Annotated in this window: 15 protein-coding genes and 1 pseudogene; 9 read left to right on the top strand and 7 right to left on the bottom strand. The window is 52.0% G+C overall.

From position 1 onward, the window contains the following. Window positions 1–235: 235 nt before the first annotated feature. From CKO23_RS21045 to CKO23_RS21010, 8 genes are read left to right on the top strand one after another with little or no spacing between them, the layout of a single operon-like run. On the top strand, window positions 236–925 hold the full coding sequence (locus CKO23_RS21045; RefSeq protein ID WP_346014654.1) for a DUF29 domain-containing protein: 690 nt from the start codon (window positions 236–238) through the stop codon (window positions 923–925). 10 nt (window positions 926–935) lie between these two features. Then, on the top strand, window positions 936–1079 hold the full coding sequence (locus tag CKO23_RS21040) for a hypothetical protein (protein ID WP_200334578.1): 144 nt from the start codon (window positions 936–938) through the stop codon (window positions 1077–1079). Between the two features lie 20 nt (window positions 1080–1099). Then, window positions 1100–2317, top strand: coding sequence for a glycosyltransferase (locus tag CKO23_RS21035; protein WP_200334576.1), 1218 nt, complete (start codon window positions 1100–1102; stop codon window positions 2315–2317). After that, on the top strand, window positions 2314–3663 hold the full coding sequence (locus tag CKO23_RS21030) for a phenylacetate--CoA ligase family protein (RefSeq protein ID WP_200334574.1): 1350 nt from the start codon (window positions 2314–2316) through the stop codon (window positions 3661–3663). Before CKO23_RS21035 ends, CKO23_RS21030 begins: the two co-directional genes overlap by 4 nt. Window positions 3664–3713: 50 nt before the next feature. Further along, window positions 3714–4550 (top strand): class I SAM-dependent methyltransferase, encoded by an 837-nt coding sequence (locus tag CKO23_RS21025; protein ID WP_200334572.1) that lies wholly within the window; start codon window positions 3714–3716, stop codon window positions 4548–4550. A 13-nt stretch (window positions 4551–4563) separates the two neighbouring features. Next, window positions 4564–5907 carry a putative O-glycosylation ligase, exosortase A system-associated gene (locus CKO23_RS21020; RefSeq protein WP_200334570.1) on the top strand — a complete coding sequence of 448 codons (1344 nt, stop codon included), beginning with the start codon at window positions 4564–4566 and terminating at the stop codon, window positions 5905–5907. Then, complete coding sequence (locus CKO23_RS21015; RefSeq protein WP_200334560.1) at window positions 5904–6872, top strand: polysaccharide deacetylase family protein; 969 nt, start codon at window positions 5904–5906, stop codon at window positions 6870–6872. Before CKO23_RS21020 ends, CKO23_RS21015 begins: the two co-directional genes overlap by 4 nt. Continuing rightward, window positions 6869–7795 carry a glycosyltransferase family 2 protein gene (locus CKO23_RS21010; RefSeq protein ID WP_200334551.1) on the top strand — a complete coding sequence of 309 codons (927 nt, stop codon included), beginning with the start codon at window positions 6869–6871 and terminating at the stop codon, window positions 7793–7795. The genes CKO23_RS21015 and CKO23_RS21010 overlap by 4 nt, the downstream gene beginning before the upstream one ends. 30 nt (window positions 7796–7825) lie before the next feature. Here CKO23_RS21010 and CKO23_RS21005 read toward each other — a convergent pair whose 3' ends face one another. The 5 genes from CKO23_RS21005 to CKO23_RS20985 form a co-directional block, all read right to left on the bottom strand. Next, window positions 7826–9013, bottom strand: coding sequence for a glycosyltransferase family 4 protein (locus CKO23_RS21005; protein WP_200334549.1), 1188 nt, complete (start codon window positions 9011–9013; stop codon window positions 7826–7828). Between the two features lie 42 nt (window positions 9014–9055). Beyond that, window positions 9056–10225 (bottom strand): glycosyltransferase family A protein, encoded by a 1170-nt coding sequence (locus CKO23_RS21000; protein WP_207168639.1) that lies wholly within the window; start codon window positions 10223–10225, stop codon window positions 9056–9058. A 115-nt stretch (window positions 10226–10340) separates the two neighbouring features. Next, window positions 10341–11411 carry a glycosyltransferase WbsX family protein gene (locus CKO23_RS20995; RefSeq protein WP_200334544.1) on the bottom strand — a complete coding sequence of 357 codons (1071 nt, stop codon included), beginning with the start codon at window positions 11409–11411 and terminating at the stop codon, window positions 10341–10343. Window positions 11412–11424: 13 nt separating this feature from the next. Next, window positions 11425–12375 (bottom strand): glycosyltransferase family 2 protein, encoded by a 951-nt coding sequence (locus CKO23_RS20990; RefSeq protein WP_200334542.1) that lies wholly within the window; start codon window positions 12373–12375, stop codon window positions 11425–11427. Between the two features lie 2 nt (window positions 12376–12377). Then, window positions 12378–13352, bottom strand: a complete 975-nt coding sequence (locus CKO23_RS20985) for a glycosyltransferase (protein WP_207168638.1) — start codon at window positions 13350–13352, stop codon at window positions 12378–12380. A gap of 332 nt (window positions 13353–13684) precedes the next feature. Between CKO23_RS20985 and CKO23_RS25940 the strand changes: the two are divergent. Further along, window positions 13685–14550 (top strand): annotated as a pseudogene (locus CKO23_RS25940) (transposase). 121 nt (window positions 14551–14671) lie between these two features. Here the strand turns inward: CKO23_RS25940 and CKO23_RS20975 are convergent. After that, the gene (locus CKO23_RS20975) at window positions 14672–15436 is read right to left on the bottom strand and encodes a class I SAM-dependent methyltransferase (protein WP_200334539.1); all 765 of its coding nucleotides are present in this window, start codon (window positions 15434–15436) and stop codon (window positions 14672–14674) included. 17 nt (window positions 15437–15453) lie between these two features. Continuing rightward, entirely contained in the window at window positions 15454–16644 is a 1191-nt protein-coding gene (locus CKO23_RS20970) for an ABC transporter ATP-binding protein (protein WP_200334537.1), read from the bottom strand. Window positions 16645–16726: the final 82 nt, after the last annotated feature.

The following is a 16726-nucleotide window of genomic DNA, read 5'->3' as shown; positions in this document are numbered from 1 at the left end:
CGACCAGCGGGTGCGTGACGGCAATTATGTCGCGTAGCGTGTGCTCAACCGAGGAGCCGGATGCGGTAGTCCCGCACGTCCGGATCTGTGGGAGCCGCGGGTGCGTAAGCACCCGTGGCCACCCGGTTCCAGCGGACGGTGATCCTTGCGTAGTCAGGGCTTCCAGCCCTGAGTCTGTCAGGCCAGGATGGCCTGACTACGCATTGGGTGACCGAGGCGGACGAGAGGATGATCGATGCCGGAACTCGCGAATCAAGTCCCTGTTTTTCTTCGTGTCCTTTGCGCCTTTGTGGTTCAAATTGCCGAATTTAGGATGACCCGGTCAGCCGCCACCGCGCGATCCTGGATCGCCCTTTCAGGGCTCAATGATCGTCAAACTAACGGCCCGCTCCCGCGCTCCAACCGCCCGTGCCGGGCACGACCCTGGAGGCTCATCATGACGAATCTCGCCACCCTGTATCAGACCGACTACGCCCAATGGGCACAGCGCAACGCCGAGCTGCTGCGCGCGCGCCGCTTCGAGGAGCTCGATATCGAGCATTTGCTGGAGGAGCTGAGCGATCTGAGCAAGAGCGATCGGCGCGAATTGCACAGCCGACTGTTGGCGTTGATCGCCCATCTGCTGAAATGGCAATACCAGTTGCCCGCGCTCGCCGAACGCTGGCGCGAGTTCAAAGGCGACAGTTGGCGCGCCACCATTGTCGAGCAGCGCGAACAGCTCGCCGACCTGCTACGGGAATCGCCCGGCCTGAAGACCACACTCGCTGCCGCGATCGCCGCCGCCTATCCGGGCGCGGTGCGCCTCGCGCACAAGGAGACCCGCCTGCCGATGGATCGCTTCCCCGCTGTCTGTCCCTACAGCAGCGCCCAGATCTTTGATGACGACTTCTATCCCGAGGGGATCACCGATCGGCAGGCAGGATGATCCTTACGGAATGAGCGGCATGGAGCGCGGCGAATTCGTGTGTGGGACTCTGACCGAAGCCCGCAATGAACGAGCGGTGATCTTCAGTGAGCAGCAAGGTGGCAAACATGGAATCCGTAAACACCGCAACCGGCGCCTTGAGAACTCGATCTGAAACGGTTCTGAATCAAACAGATGACACCGGATAAACAGCCGCATATCGTCGTTCTCAGCAGCCTTTTTCCCAGCCGTATACAGCCCAACGCGGGGCTCTTCGTGCGTGAGCGCCTATTCCGCGTCGGAACACGCCTCCCTGTATCGGTCATCGCGCCAACGCCCTGGTTTCCCTTGCAGCGCATACTCAGACACTGGCGACCGCATTTTCGCCCCGGCGCACCATGTGATGAACACCAAGAGGGCCATGATGTCTGGTTTCCGCGTTTCGTCTCGATTCCCGGTCTTCTCAAGACATTCGACGGATTCGCCATGGCCCTGGGTGCCCTGTCGCGCCTACGTGCCCTGCGCCGCGCCGGGCGCTTGGACCTGATCGACGCGCACTTCGGCTATCCGGAAGGTTATGCGGCGGTCAAGCTGGGGCGCTGGTTGGGCGTGCCTGTTACCATCACCTTGCGCGGGACCGAGGCTCGCCATGCGCGCGACCCTAAGCTGGCGCCCTTGCTGCGAGAGGCGCTGCATGGCGCTTCGCACATCTTCGCCGTGGCCGACGCACTCAAGCGCGTGGCCATTGATCTCGGCATCCCCGCAAACAAGGTTGAGGTTGTCGGCAACGGCGTCGATACTCAGCGCTTTCGACCGCTCGATCGCCAGCAGGCACGCTTGCAACTGGGTCTGCCGTCTGACGCCCCAATTCTGATCTCGGTCGGCGGGTTGGTGGAGCGCAAGGGCTTCCATCGTGTTATCGCCCAACTGCCGGCATTGATCGAGCGCTGGCCTGGCTTGCTGTATCTCATCGTCGGCGGCCCCAGTGCCGAGGGCAACAACCGAGCCGAGCTTGAAGCCCTGGTCGCCCGACTCGGCCTGGCCGACCAGGTGCGTTTTCTCGGCACCATCCCACCGGATCAACTCGCCGTGCCGCTCTCCGCCGCGGATGTCTTCGTGCTTTCGACCCGGAATGAAGGCTGGGCCAATGTCTTCCTGGAAGCAATGGCCTGCGGTCTGCCAGTGGTGACAACAGACGTGGGCGGTAATCGTGAAGTCGTGAATGACCCGAGTCTCGGAATCGTCGTACCATTCGAGGATCCAGATGCCTTGCTGGCGGCGCTGCATCAGGCCCTGGTGACCGAGTGGGACCGCGTGGTCATTCGTCATCACGCCGAGCAAAACGATTGGAGCGAGCGGGTCGAGCGGCTGTGCCGCGCGTTCGAGCGAATCCTTCAAAGGAGCCGAGGATGACCGATTTCTACACCCGCCTGGTTTCCGAATTCATCTTCCCGCTCCACGAGCGACTCAAGCGCCATGATACGGTCCGTATCCGACGCGAGATGGAACAGAGCCAGTGGTGGTCGCCGGAACGCCTTGAATCGCTCAGGCTGGAGCGGCTGCGCACGCTCTTAATCTCCGCTAACGCCTACGTACCATACTATCGCGACCTTTTCGCTCAGATCGGATTCGATCCAACCATCATCGATGAGATCACCGATCTTCAAGCACTCCCCTTTCTTACCAAGGCCGAGATCCGCGCTAACACAGACGCGCTTCGCGCTGAAAACGCCGTCGGCCTCGCCCGCTTCAACACCGGCGGCTCCACCGGCGAGCCGCTGATTTTCTATATCGGCCGCGAGCGCGTCTCTCACGACGTCGCCGCCAAGTGGCGCGCCACGCGCTGGTGGGATGTTGACATCGGCGATCCCGAGATCGTCCTCTGGGGTTCGCCGATCGAACTCAGCAGTCAGGACCGGCTCCGTCAGCTCCGCGACCGACTAATGCGCACCACCCTATTGCCAGCCTTCGAGATGTCGCCGGCGAAGGTTAGAGCATTTTTGGAGACCATCCACAGAGTTCGCCCCAAAATGCTGTTCGGCTACCCCTCGGCCTTTGCACATCTCGCCACTCAGGCCGAAGCACAAGGCTTGACCATGAATGATCGGGGGATCAAGGTGGCCTTCGTCACCTCGGAGCGGCTCTACGACCACCAGCGCGCCCAGATCGAACGGATTTTTGGCTGTCCAGTCGCGAACGGTTACGGCGGCCGCGACGCCGGCTTCATCGCTCATCAATGCCCCGCAGGGGGGATGCACCTGACCCATGAGGACATCATTGTCGAAATCGTGGACCCATACGGCTATCCAGTCGCGACCGGCGAGGCGGGGGAAATCGTCGTCACCCATCTTGCAACCAGGAGTTTTCCATTCATCCGCTATCGCACAGGCGACATCGGCATCATCGATGACCGACCCTGCGCCTGTCGTCGTACGCTACCTCTACTAAAAGAGGTTCAGGGCCGCAGCACCGATTTTCTGATCGCTGCGGATGGCACTGTATTACATGGCCTTTCAATCATTTACATCCTGCGCGACCTGCCTGGCATCCAGCAGTTCAAAATTGTTCAGGAAGACCGCTCATTAACGCGGATTCTGCTTGTCACAGATGCCGCTTTCGATGACATGATCATTGAAACTGTCCGTGCGGACGTGCGGGCACGGCTCGGTGCCAGCATCGACGTCATCATCGAACGGGTTGACAGCATTCCTGCCGATGCGTCGGGAAAATTCCGGTATGTCGTCAGTCACGCCTCGTGAGTTCAGTCTTTATTGTAGTGCCAATATCTAACGATTTCCGATAGCGCCCCATGAAAAACATTGACGAGAACAACGGTTTTGATCACGGCACGCACCAGGAATTTCTCGATTACTACTCCGAGAAAAGCTTGACCGAATCCAGCATGCAACGCATGCGTGGAATTTTCGACTGTATTAATCGAAATTTAAGGAAACGCAACATATCGAAAAAACTGATTGTTGCGGATATAGGATGCGGGGTTGGTGTATTAAGTAGCATGTGGGCAAGAGAAGGGCATACTGTCCATGGTCTCGATGTCAATGAATCGCTTCTGGAGGTGGCAAGGCAACGCGCGGCTAGCGAAAATCTGAAGATCGATTTTCGCTTGGGTTCGGCAACCAACCTACCCTGGCACGATCGATCAATGGATATCTGCATTGCACCAGAATTGTTGGAGCATGTCGCGGACTGGCAAGGCTGTCTACGCGAATTCGCCAGAATCTTAAAACCTAATGGCGTTATTTTTATTAGCACCACCAATAAGCTATGCCCCAGGCAGGAAGAGTTTACCTTGCCGTTCTATAGTTGGTACCCTCGACGCATGAAGCATCATTACGAAAATCTAGCGCGAACGACCCGACCAGAAATCGCCGGCTATGCAACCTATCCGGCCGTCAACTGGTTCAGTTATTATGAGTTACGTGACGAGCTTTCAAGATTGGGCATGGAATCCTTCGATCGATTCGATATCATGGGGCTCGACGATAAGCCTTTCTATCAAGTAATCGTCATCTCCATGGTGCTGAGATCCCGTATTCTAAGGTGGCTGGGTCATGTTGCGACACCTGGTTTGATTCTATTGGCCATAAAGAATCCAACAGAATATTCCCGCAATACTCGACTATAATTCATAACATGTCATGGCGCTTCGCGACATTCTCGTTGTCACTATCGTATTAATATTGGCAGTCATTTCATTGCGCCGACCATGGGTTGGCATCATGAACTGGACTTGGCTGTCCATTATGAATCCGCATCGATACTGTTGGGGGTTTGCCAGCAGCGCACCCGTCGCGGCGATTGCTGGGGCGACCACATTATTAGGTCTGCTCTTCACCAAAGATAGGCGCTCGCCATTTCATGGAGCACCGGTGTGGTGGTTCCTTATCTTTACAATTTGGATAACATTATCTTGGCTTTTTGGTTATGACCCAGCCGGAGACTATGCGCAATGGAACAAAGTCGTAAAGATTTACCTAATGATCTTTGTCGCTCTCGCGCTACTCCAAACCAAACTTCAAATCATAGCCTATACCTGGGTTACAATTGGATCTATCGCGTTACTTGCCGCAAAAGGCGGATTATTCACGGTGATGACCGGCGGCGGCTATAAGGTTTTTGGACCACCCGGAAGTTTTATCGGAGACAACAATAGTTTCGCGCTTGCGGTGATCATCTGTGTACCAGTGCTTCATTTTCTAAAAAGTCAGGTCAATCAGTCCTGGATACGACATACGATAACGATCGTGATGATCTTGTGCGTTGCATCGGGGCTAGGTAGTCAATCACGAGGAGCTCTACTTGCACTCATCACAATGGGAGCGGTTTTTTGGTGGCGAAGCCCTCGTAAACTACCCGTCACGATCTTACTGATCGTCACAACATTAATACTGGTACCAATGATGCCCGACACTTGGTGGGAGCGTATGGATACGATCCAAACTTATGAAGAAGACAAATCAGCCATGGGAAGGATTTATGGTTGGATGGTCGCTGTTGAAGTCGCCAAGGAACGATTTTTTGGAGGAGGAATGAGTTATCAGCATGAAGAGCTTTTCAGGAAGTACAGCGATTATTCCTTTGGGGTCATTGCCGCGCATAGTATTTATTTCCAGACGCTTGGCAACCACGGTTTTATCGGCCTTTTTCTGTATTTGACCTTTTGGACATCCACCTATTTATCTGCAGGACGATTACGAAAGCGCGTGCAAGACATTCCGGAAGCGAAATGGGCAGCCGAACTTGCGGCAATGATTCAGGTCAGCCTCGTTAGCTTCGCGATCGGTGGGGCATTTTTATCGTTGCAATATTTCGATCTCCCCTATAACTTAATGGCCATCGTGGTACTCGCCTCAAGGTGGGTCAGAGAGCGCGGCTGGGAAACCGATCCTCGTGAATCGTTTCTAGAAGCGATTGGATTCCAGAACGGCAACTCAATATCCAAGGCGCCATCATCTGGATATAGATCGGCGAAACCACGATGAATATTCTATTTCGCCCTTTTTTTTCACTGCTGTCGCCAGCAGGTAATCGTGCCAGGTTGTCGATTTTTATCTTTCATCGCGTTCTCGCGCAGCCTGATCCGATTTTTCCGGAGGAGCCGGACATCGAGCGATTCGAGCAGTTGATTGTTTGGCTCAAATCCTGGCTCAATATTCTCCCGCTCGCGAACGCCATCGACGGATTGCATTCACGCAGTTTGCCGGCACGCGCCGCAGCCATTACTTTCGATGACGGCTACGCCGACAATTATCTCAACGCGGCGCCGATCCTTAGAAAACATGACCTGCATGCCACCTTCTTCATCGCATCCGGTTTCCTGGACAGCGGACGGATGTGGAACGACACCTTGATCGAAGCCATACGCGCCACCAGACTCGATCATCTTGAGACGTCTCTCCCCGGCATTCCGTCGCTATCCTTGGCGACTCTGGCGGATCGGCGCAGAGCGATCGATATACTGATTCCGGCGATCAAACATCTGGATCCCGCAACCCGTGCCGATTTGGTGACTCGGATCGGAACAGCCTGTGACGCGTCCTTACCCGACAAACTGATGCTGACATCCGATCAACTGCGTGATCTGTTTGGCATGGGGATGGGGATTGGCGCCCATACCCTGAATCACCCAATTCTGGCCTCCACTGACCCCGGAACGGCATATCACGAGATAGTCGAGGGGCGAAGGCGATTGGAGGATATTCTCAGCGAGCCGATGACGCTCTTTGCGTACCCGAATGGTCGAGCGGGCACCGATTATGGCCCGGAGCACGTTGACATGGTGCGTGACTTGGGATTTCATGCCGCCGTTTCGACTCACTGGGGCGTCAACGATGCGAATTCCGACCGGTTTCAACTTGCCCGCTTCACGCCCTGGGACCGCTCCCAACTGCGTTTTGGGCTACGTTTGCTAGACAATTACCGATCCAGATCAGTATTGACCAGATGACCCCGACAATCAGCGTGATTATCCCGGCCTTCAATGCCGCCGCCTATATCGCGGACGCGATCCGCAGCATCCGGGCACAGGACTTCGCGCCGTTGGAAATGCTGCTGATCGATGATGGTTCGACGGACGGAACGGCCGATGTGGCGCGCACCGAGGCACCCGATGCACGCATCATCCGTCAAGCCAATGCCGGGGTTGCGGCGGCGCGGAACACGGGTCTAAGGGAAGCCACGGGAGAACTGCTCTGCTTCCTCGACGCGGATGACGGATGGTTTCCAGGAAAGATCAAGGCACAGGCTGACTACCTTCGACAACACCCGGAGGTCGGCTTGGTGTATCACCGTTGGCTGGTCTGGAGGCCGGATCCAGATGGGGTTTACCGCCTGCCGGCCACGATCAACCAGGAGGAGCCAGGACGGACCGACCCAGCGTTTTCGGGTTGGATCTACCCACAGCTGTTGCGTGACTGCGTCGTCCACACATCGACGGTCATGATTCGAAGACAAATCGCGCGACAGGTTGGCGAATTTGACACTCAACTCATCAATGGCGAAGACTATGACTACTGGCTGCGCGCCTCGCGTCTGTGCGAGATCCATAAATTGGCGGGGCTCTACTCCTATTATCGCGCCTCACCTCTCAGCCTAACCAGCCACCCGAAGCCCATCAATTACGGCTATCTGGTCATCGACCGCGCCGCGCGAACATGGGGCTTGACCGCGCCGGATGGTCGCAAGGCCAGCCGTGCGGATGTCAACCAAAGACTCCATCAGTTAGCCATGGATTTTGGTTACATGCATTATCGTTCAGGCTCGGCGGATCTGGCTTGGCGCGCCTTCCGCACGGCACTGCGACACCATCCATTGCGCTGGCGCGCGATGTTTTACCTTTTCGCATCGAGAATCAAGGCATTGCGCCAGTGATCGACCTTCGTCACCGCCTCGCGCAATCACTCAGCGCCCCGCCCACCCAGACGTCATCTGACGTAGCACATTGCCCAGATTGACCTTCAGTTTTGTCCAGAGAGTATAGTCAGGAAGACTGACCGGCGTGCTAGCAATGCGCTCGTAGGCTTCGAGATAACGTTGCCGTAATGTCTTTAAATCATAGTGTCGTCGCACGATCTCTGGACCAATACGCCGCAGCTCTTCGAGCCGATCCGGTCCGATGTCTCGCAGCGTCCGGGTCAACTCCCCAGGCTTGGCCATGTCGATGAAGATGCCCGCTTTCACGATCTCGCGTTGATTCGGGTGATGGGTACAGATAACCGGTAATCCCATCGCCAATGCCTCGATATAGACGATGCCGAAGGTCTCGAAGAGCGATCCAAGCACGAATACGTCCGCCGCCGCGTAGGCCTGGGGTAAATCCAAGTGCGGCAGTGTCGTGAACAGAATACGCGTACCCATGAGTTCCTGACCCAGGCGCTTGATCGCCGGCGTGTCGTCGCTCTCCTGGCCAACGATGAGCAGAAAAACCTGCGGGAGCGCCGCCAGTTCACGGATGAGATGATCCATCCGCTTATGGTGATAGCAGATGGTTCCCACACTGATCGCAACGAAGGCATCGACTGGGATGCCGTGACGCGCCCGAAAGTCCGATTGCACCCCGGGGTGGAAGCGCGTCGTATCCACACCATGCGGAATCATCAGCGCTTTCCGACGGTCACTTTGTGCAAGGTTATGAGGACTGTGTTCCTGAACGAAATCGCAGGGTGGCAGACGCTGTCGCGGGATGGCCCCGCCATTCGAAAACAGGATTCGCGGAGTGCGAGCAAACAGGTGACGGTGTGCGTAAAGCACTTCACAGACTTCGCGTTCCAGACAATGAATGATGTCGAATTCGCCTTCCAATAAAGACTTGAGCGCGGCATATGCAAAGGTCACTGATTCAATTCGGCTGCGTTCCTGCTCGCGGATCGAGTCGGCCCATTTTGGCGAGGCCGTGACATGGATGTCGTTGAGGCAGGCTGAACGTCGGGGCAGATTATCGACGACACGCTCTTTGGCAGCCGCGTCACCACCGCCCTTGAACAAGGTGACATCGACAGTGTCGCCGAGTAAATGAAAGAGATCGGCCGCGAAGATTTCATGGCCACGAAAAATGTGGCCAAGCCCCGAACACAATAGCGCGATCTTCATGGAAGCTGACCAGAATCCGTCATGAGTGCGATGATACGAAAATCACACGAGGTGACTTTTAATTAGAAGGCGAAAGGCGACTTGCAATTTCGAGAGTCGGCTTAACAGATTACCGTGATCGTATCGCGCCAAACGAAAAACCCCGAACGCCAAAGCTACAATCACTGATCGCCCAATTGGCGAAGCTCTGAAACCATTGATCGTCGGAATCAAATCATTCCAATTTGAAATCAATGAATCATAGATATAGCTATTGCTCATTGCCTTGATGATCTGCTGCTGAGTTTCTCGATCGAGACGCTCATCCGGCAAAAACAATGAAACGGCTCCGCGCAAATCCTCGATCATTTCCGGAGCGCAGCCAAAATTGCCCATCACACGCATTCTGTTGGATCGTGCCCGACGCTCTTCTGCTAACGTCAGGGAACCCAGCTTTGGTGGGGCCAGATACTCACCAAGACTCACGGTGGTACGGTATTTCTGACCTAGCACCTGACTGTACTGCCGAAAAACCCGGTCACGCTCCGAAAAATGATAGCGAATGCTCTTTGCTCCACGAACTCCCACATGCTGGCGAAAAATAAAGCTGGGTTCAGAGCAAAAAGCCGGCACTGCAATCCGAGCGAGACGGATTTGCATATCATAGTCTTCACCACTCAGCAAAGTCGTATCGAACTCGCCAACCTGATCATAACAACAACGCCGAACAAGCGCGGAAGACAAATGAAAAAAACAATCTTCCATAATTTTATAAAAAAATTCATGGATCTCATAAATCGGTGGTCTGATCAGTTTGTAAGCAATAATCGTATGGTCGAGTCCATTCTTACCAAGATAGTGAGGAGAGTAGACAAATCCTGCTTCCGGATAATCATTGAAGGTTTCAAGTCGCTGTTCTATCGCATGAGGCAGCGCAACGTCATCATCATCGAGTATCCAAAGAAACTCCCCATGCGTGAGTGGAATTCCGAAATTCAAAGCGCTAGGTTTACCACCATTCTCCTTACACACATAGCGAACACGATCTCCATAGGCCGCAACGCGCTCTGCGGTCTCATCCTCTGAACCATCGTCGACAACTAGAATTTCAAAAGCCTGGATCGTTTGCGCAAGCAAACTGTCGATGCACTCGCCTAGATAGCGAGCGCGATTAAAAGTTGGGACGATCACTGAAACACGAGTTTGGTTCACCTTAACTCTATCTTGGTTCATTGTCTTCGTTTGAGCAACAAACAGCCACTGACCTTATACCCCTCACTGATTCCCTAGCATTTAATTGATGAGTGGAAAAGGTTTATCTCACTTAAGACCTCAACAGATCCCAGGGTCAATAGCGCTCCATTTCATCACGCAAAACCTGTAGATATGCATGGCCATGACGAAGATCGGGTTCCAAGTGATTCCCTTCAGCCCATTCGTTCCAGGATTTAACAAATACAAAGCGCCGTTCCTCGGGTAACTCCTTGACTAAATCGAGTGCGCGGCGGAAATGACGGCGAAACAGCTCGGGTGTTGAGCCATGAAGGGTTCGTCCATTGACGCCACTGCGTGGACTGTTATCCCAATTTGGAATAGTACAAGGGTAGACGTTATCGTAAGGCAATTGCTCTGGCAGCAATTGATCAACAAGTTTTGAATATTTAAAAATATTTGGGACTCCTAGCAGCTTTTCGATTCTTCGTCGGATTTTTTTATAGGGCTGATTCCATGGATACCAATTATGCACTGTCGGCAACTGCTCTAGAATCGCGGCATCAAATCCATGATCGCGTGGATTCCAATTTGCCTCAGACACGACAGCCGTCAGATAAAGTCCCGGGAGGTCTGCTTCCTGAGCCATTGTTCGCCAGCAGTCGAGTGTATGTCGCAGTTGGGGTATTTGGTGATGGCGATAAATGGCAAACAATGGCTTTCCGTCAACTTTTAGGTACCTTGAGTCAGTAAAGGCCGCCAGCAAAGACTCAAAGTGACGCCGATGATCGTCATTGCCTGGGTAGGTTTGTTCGATTAGTACCCGTTTCGGCTCACCATGCCATATACCAGACCAAGTCTCGTTCGCCCAACATAAACAGAAAGGAAGATTGGGTTCTCCTGAGTCTAAAACTTCCTTGAAAGGTCGTTGGAGGACTTCCCGGCCCGCGAACCAGTAGTGGTAATAACAGAATGCCTCGATCCCGTACTGTCTCGCCATCTCTGCCTGCGCGATGCGCGTCTCTGGTACACGGAGGTCGTAGAACCCCAGATCTGCCGGGACGTGAGGTTGATAATGGCCAGGGAAGCGTGGTTTTGCCTTGGCGGTATTCGTCCATTCGGTGAAGCCCTTCCCCCACCATTCATCGTTTTCCGGGATGGGGTGGAATTGCGGCAAATAGAAGGCAATCAGTCTTGCTGCACTCATCGTTAGATTAGTCCTAATCGGCAGCTCTCAGGAAGTCATGTGACGGGTAGCGATAATCTCGCCGCTGATCGACGAGATTCACTAATCTTTTCTGGATTGGCCAGGGTATCGTATTTTTAAACCAGGACTGATTAATGAAATAGTTGGCGAAGTTCGTGATGTGGTCATATCCATATCTTGCCCGCATTTGCCTGAATTTCTCATTAAGCAACCTGGAAATAATCTGATCATGCTCAAAGATTCTTTGCTGTTTGTTAATTGCATCACGAAACCCGAACCACATTTTCTTTTTATTCGTGCACATTGATTGCGGATTTAATCGATAAGCGGCTAACTCTTCCGGGACGAAGAATAAATCAGGTTTTTCTGCGAAAATTCGCATCCAGCAATCCCAATCCTCGTGAGTGATAAGTTGTTTATCGAAACGAATTTGATCGGTTTGAAAAAATGTACAATCAAATAAGAAACAGTGCGCCGGAATACTCAACTCCGTCTCCCATCGGGCGGCCATATCCCATAAGGGTTCCTTTAAAATAAATTGTGGCTTGGGAAAATTGCGATGCGCTCTTTGACGAATGTCTTCCGCTTGCCCAAAATAATAATCGCAATAGACGACAGCCGATTTGTCTAAATCTTTAATTAAATCGATTTGTTTCTCGAATTTGGTTTCAGCAATCGTATCGTCAGAGTCCAGAAATTGAACGAAATCCCCCTTGATTTCTTCTAGGCCTCGATTGCGTGCTGCTGATAGCCCCTTATTCTCTTGCTCAATAGAACGAATCCGTTGATCTTGATGGCTATAACGTCGGGCAACGGATGCCGTGTCATCTGTTGATCCATCATTGATGACGATACATTCCCAATGCGGATAAGTTTGGGCTAAGATACTATCTAATGTTTCCCCAAGATAACGACTTTGGTTGTAGCAGGGAATGATGATTGAAATGATTGGAAATCCGCTCAAGACTAGACCCTCCAGAATAGGCGCGCAATGCGATGTACGTACCAGCGTAAGGCTTTTCGTTGTTCAAACGACAACTTACTGAAGATGGTTTCATCTAACAAAAAAGCCCACAAATTAAATGAAAAAGGACTTTCGATAAGCGCACTTAAGAAAATCATGGACGCGCGACGTTTTTCCCCCATTCGTTGATACGTCAATGCGGTGTAAAAAAAATATTGGCCTAAAGTACCGGGAACGGCTGAACGTCTTTCAAACCAATTTGGTCCCTCAATCATTATCCGATCTAGAGTTTCGCCATTCTTTAGTCTTTCCTCTGCGGCAATCTTTCTATAATAGAGCGCCATCTTGGTCTGCATCCGTAACTTCTTAGTGCTGACTTGATCAGAATGCACACGATATTGAACAAGGAATTCGGGTAGATTCGCGAGACTGTAGTAATGCGAGAGTCGCAGCCAAAGGTCATAATCCTGCGCATATTTTCCTGCTCGATTCTGATACCCGCCGACTTTGATTACAGCGTCGTGGCGAAACATCATTGAGGGGTGCGCAAAACAGTTTCCAATCAATAGCGCATAGTGGATTTTTTCTGGGTCCGTCGGCAATTTTTCTTGGAAAAAGCAGTAACCACTCTCGTCGATCAATTCCTTCCACGTCCCTACTGCGGCTATCTGCGGTTTATCTTGCAGAAAATTAACCTGCTTCTCAAAGCGATTTGGCAAACTGATGTCATCCGCATCCATTCTTGCAATCAAATCACTACGCGCAAGGGCTAATCCTTTATTGAGCGATTCGGTGAGTCCGATATTTTCCTCATTGATGATGATCTGAATTCGCGGATCATCGTAGGACTGTAAAATTTTCAGCGTGCTATCCGTCGAGCAGTCGTCAAAAATCAGAAATTCAAAGTCGGTGAAAGTTTGATTGAGAATGCTGTTCACGGCTTCGCGTAGGAAACGCTCGCCGTTGTGGACAGACATTATTGCCGAAACTTTTGGTAAGCTTTGGTCAATGTTTGAGTTACCTAGAATATTCGGGAAAGGTACTCGATGTTTTGGTAATAAATTCCTGTCAGTGAAAAAATGACTAGAATTATGATTAGTCTCGTTTTTGGGTTTCATTAATGTATTTAGGTTAATTCCGCTGCCGCTGTTAATTAACGGTGGCAATTTTCAGATTCGCTCTTTATGCGTTTCAGACAGGTCTCGAAAGCGCCCGAGCAGCCAGCCCTGATGCCCTCCAGGATGCTGCACGACGAGAGCCCTCGGCGTAGAATCCCGACCCTTTTGAAGTCGCCCCGCCGATCCGCGCCATGCTCAACATCCAGACCCTCATCGATGATCGCACGTGTTTCGAAGGGGTGCGCGCCGAGCGCTGGCCGGAGGGGGTGCGCTGCGTGGAGTGTGGCTCGGCGGCGGTGAGCAAGCAGGGGCGGGTGTGACCCAGCCCGAGCGGCAGAAGTACCGCTGCAGCGACTGTGGGCGCTGGTTCGACGATCTGACGGGGACGGTCTTTGCGGGCCGCCATCAGCCGCTACGCACCTGGGTGCTGTGTCTGTCCTTCATGGGCTTGAACCTCTCCAACCATCAGATTAGCAAAGAGCTGGATCTCAACAAGGACGATGTACAGGACATGACACGCCAGTTGCGTGAACACCTCAAGGGCGCTCAGCCCGAGCCGCTGCTCACGGGCGAGGTCGAAGCCGATGAGGTCGACGTCGTGGCCAGCCACACAGGCCAGCCGGACGCCGTGAAGGCGCAAGGACGCTCGGCGCGCCGTCGGCGTCTGAAGGGGGCACGCGGGCGCGGCACCTTGGCGAAGGAGAAACCGCCGATCCTCGGCCTCATCCAGCGTGGAGGTGAGTTGGTGATCCGGATGCTGGAGAACGTCCAGCAGGTGACCATCAAGCCCGTGATCCGCACCTGCGTCGCCGAGGGCACGCGCTTCGACACCGATGAGTACGACATCGACGCGCGCCTGAGCGCGTGGGGCTACGACCACCAGAGCGTCTGGTCGCTGCTGCGCTCCTGGCTGCGCCCGCACCGCGGCCTTTCCCAGGAGCACTTGCCCTTGTACCTGAGCGTCTTCCAGTTCGTTCACAACGCCCGTGTACGGGACAAGCGGCTGCTCGGCGCACTGCTGGGGGCGCTCCTCGCTGGACCTGTCTGGAATCCATAAAGAGCGTTCAGATTTACCAGAGTTATTTTGTAGGCGCTGCGGGAAAGCATTCCTTCGAAGAAGGGGAACGCTTTGCCAACAAGCTTTGAAATTCGCTAGTCTTGCCGTGAAATTGAACCTGTTAATCATTTAGCTTCAATACTTTTTTTGTATAAATTGACAGAGAATTTAATAGGTTCTTCGCATTTTGCAAAACACCTATGTTTTGCTCTTTTGTTGCTGCTTGGTTGCTTGCTCGAATTTTATAAAGTTGCGGATGAACAACATTTAATGGCATTAAGGCAGTGATACCAGGGTGACTTCTCAGATCATTAAGTTTATCTCGTTTAGCAAAAAAAAGAATATTCTGTTTATACCAAACAGATATTTTTTCATCTTCCCAAATCTTCTGGCGAATAAAATCGTAAACATCGTAACCTTTTTCATCAAATAGTTTAACCCAATAACTTGGCCACTGCTCATTAATATGATTATCCCCTCCTTGATACGGTATTGCTGCTGAAAAAAGAACAAAATCAGATAATTCTGTTAGGTTGCCAACAAAATTATTTGCATTATCAGATGGCAAGTGTTCTGCTACTTCTAGACAAATTGCCAAATCGTACCTTTTACTTAATTTTAGAGGTTTTTTTAGATCAGTTTGCATAAAACAAGGCTTAGGGATAACAAGGAGATCTTGGTCAACCCAATCGCCGTCAACACCTTGAACCTCTTTGATTCCTTTTTCTTGAAGTACAGAGAGCCAAGTCCCAATGCCGCAACCTACATCAATGGCTGAATCAATATTTGGGACCAAATCAATTAGGATCGAAATAACTGTATTGGCAGAATAAATTGTTTTTTCGTGTCTTTCGCTATAAAATTCTTGTGGGTAATATTTTTTCATGGATACCTTCCTCTCTGCTAAATGCAAATAAAATCGACTTCATAGAATGTTGATCCAGTAGAGTTTACTTTTGGCTTAAACTTTACTGGAAACCTCCACCAAAAAACAAGTTCGCTTCTGCTATTCTCCCAAATCGCCAAACCAAGCCTAGATCCGGCAGAATTGACTCTTACAGAGTGTATTAATACACGTATTTTTCCTTCTCCTTTCTTGATATTAATTATATTGCCATACGTTTTGTTATTTGCTTGAAAGTGAGTGCCGCTTTCAAGCGTTGATCGAATGGCAAGATCAATTTCTATATTGTTTACATCTACTTCGGCATAATATGTGATTTCAACTTTTATATCATCGCCTTGGTTTAAATATTCTGTCGGTATTTTTACGTTTAAAATACGAATTTTCTCATTTCCCGTACAATGTTTATCTATATTATCGTCTTCTATATTGTGAAAGTGATTCTTATATGCTTTGACTCCCTCACCAATATCGGAATATAACGTCGCCTGATCCCTTGTTTTCAACAAGATGGAATCCGCGTAAGTCGATATTGTGTGCATGCTGTGTGAAACCAGAATAATCGCGGTTCCGTTTTTACGGAGTTCGCCAATTTTATTCAGACATTTGACTTGAAAACCCTCGTCGCCGACGGCCAAGACTTCATCGACTAGCAGGATATCCGGCTGCATGTGAGCCGCAATGGCAAATCCAAGACGCACCGTCATGCCAGAACTATAGTTCTGGACGGGCGTATCAATGAAATCTTCAATACCGGAGAAGGCGACAATTTGATCAAGCTGTCGATCAATCTCCGCACGGCTGAAGCCGAGCACGGATGCGTTGACATAGAGGTTTTCGCGCCCCGTTAGAATTGGGTTGAATCCGGCGCCTAACGCGATGAGCGCGCCAAGTCGACCGCGAATCTCGATGGTTCCCTGATCCGGTTTGATCAGTCCGTTCAGTATCCGTAACAGCGTCGTTTTGCCCGCGCCATTGGGGCCAATCAGACCTAAGCAAACCCCTCGTTTCAGTTGGAAATTGGCATCCTTCACCGCCCAAAACTCATCCTTCCGCAATTCGCCATCGCCACCGTGCCGATGTCCGCGCAGTTCTCGCCCCAAATCCTGCATGCCATACCAGAGTGATCGCTTGAAACTGCGGCAGAATTTCTTGGAGACGCCTTCGACTGTGATCAGGGTGTCATTCATCCGGTCGACCTGGCTTCATGTACGTGGGGTTGAAGTGCCGCTCCGCCTCGGTGGGGGGGGGTGCGGTTGTTCCAAGCGCGTA

The organism is Thiocystis violacea (genome assembly GCF_016583565.1).
GTDB classification, from domain to species: Bacteria; Pseudomonadota; Gammaproteobacteria; order Chromatiales; family Chromatiaceae; genus Thiorhodococcus; species Thiorhodococcus violaceus_A.
Note: the sequence above shows the minus strand (reverse complement) of the source record. Positions and strands in the feature narration are given on the sequence as shown.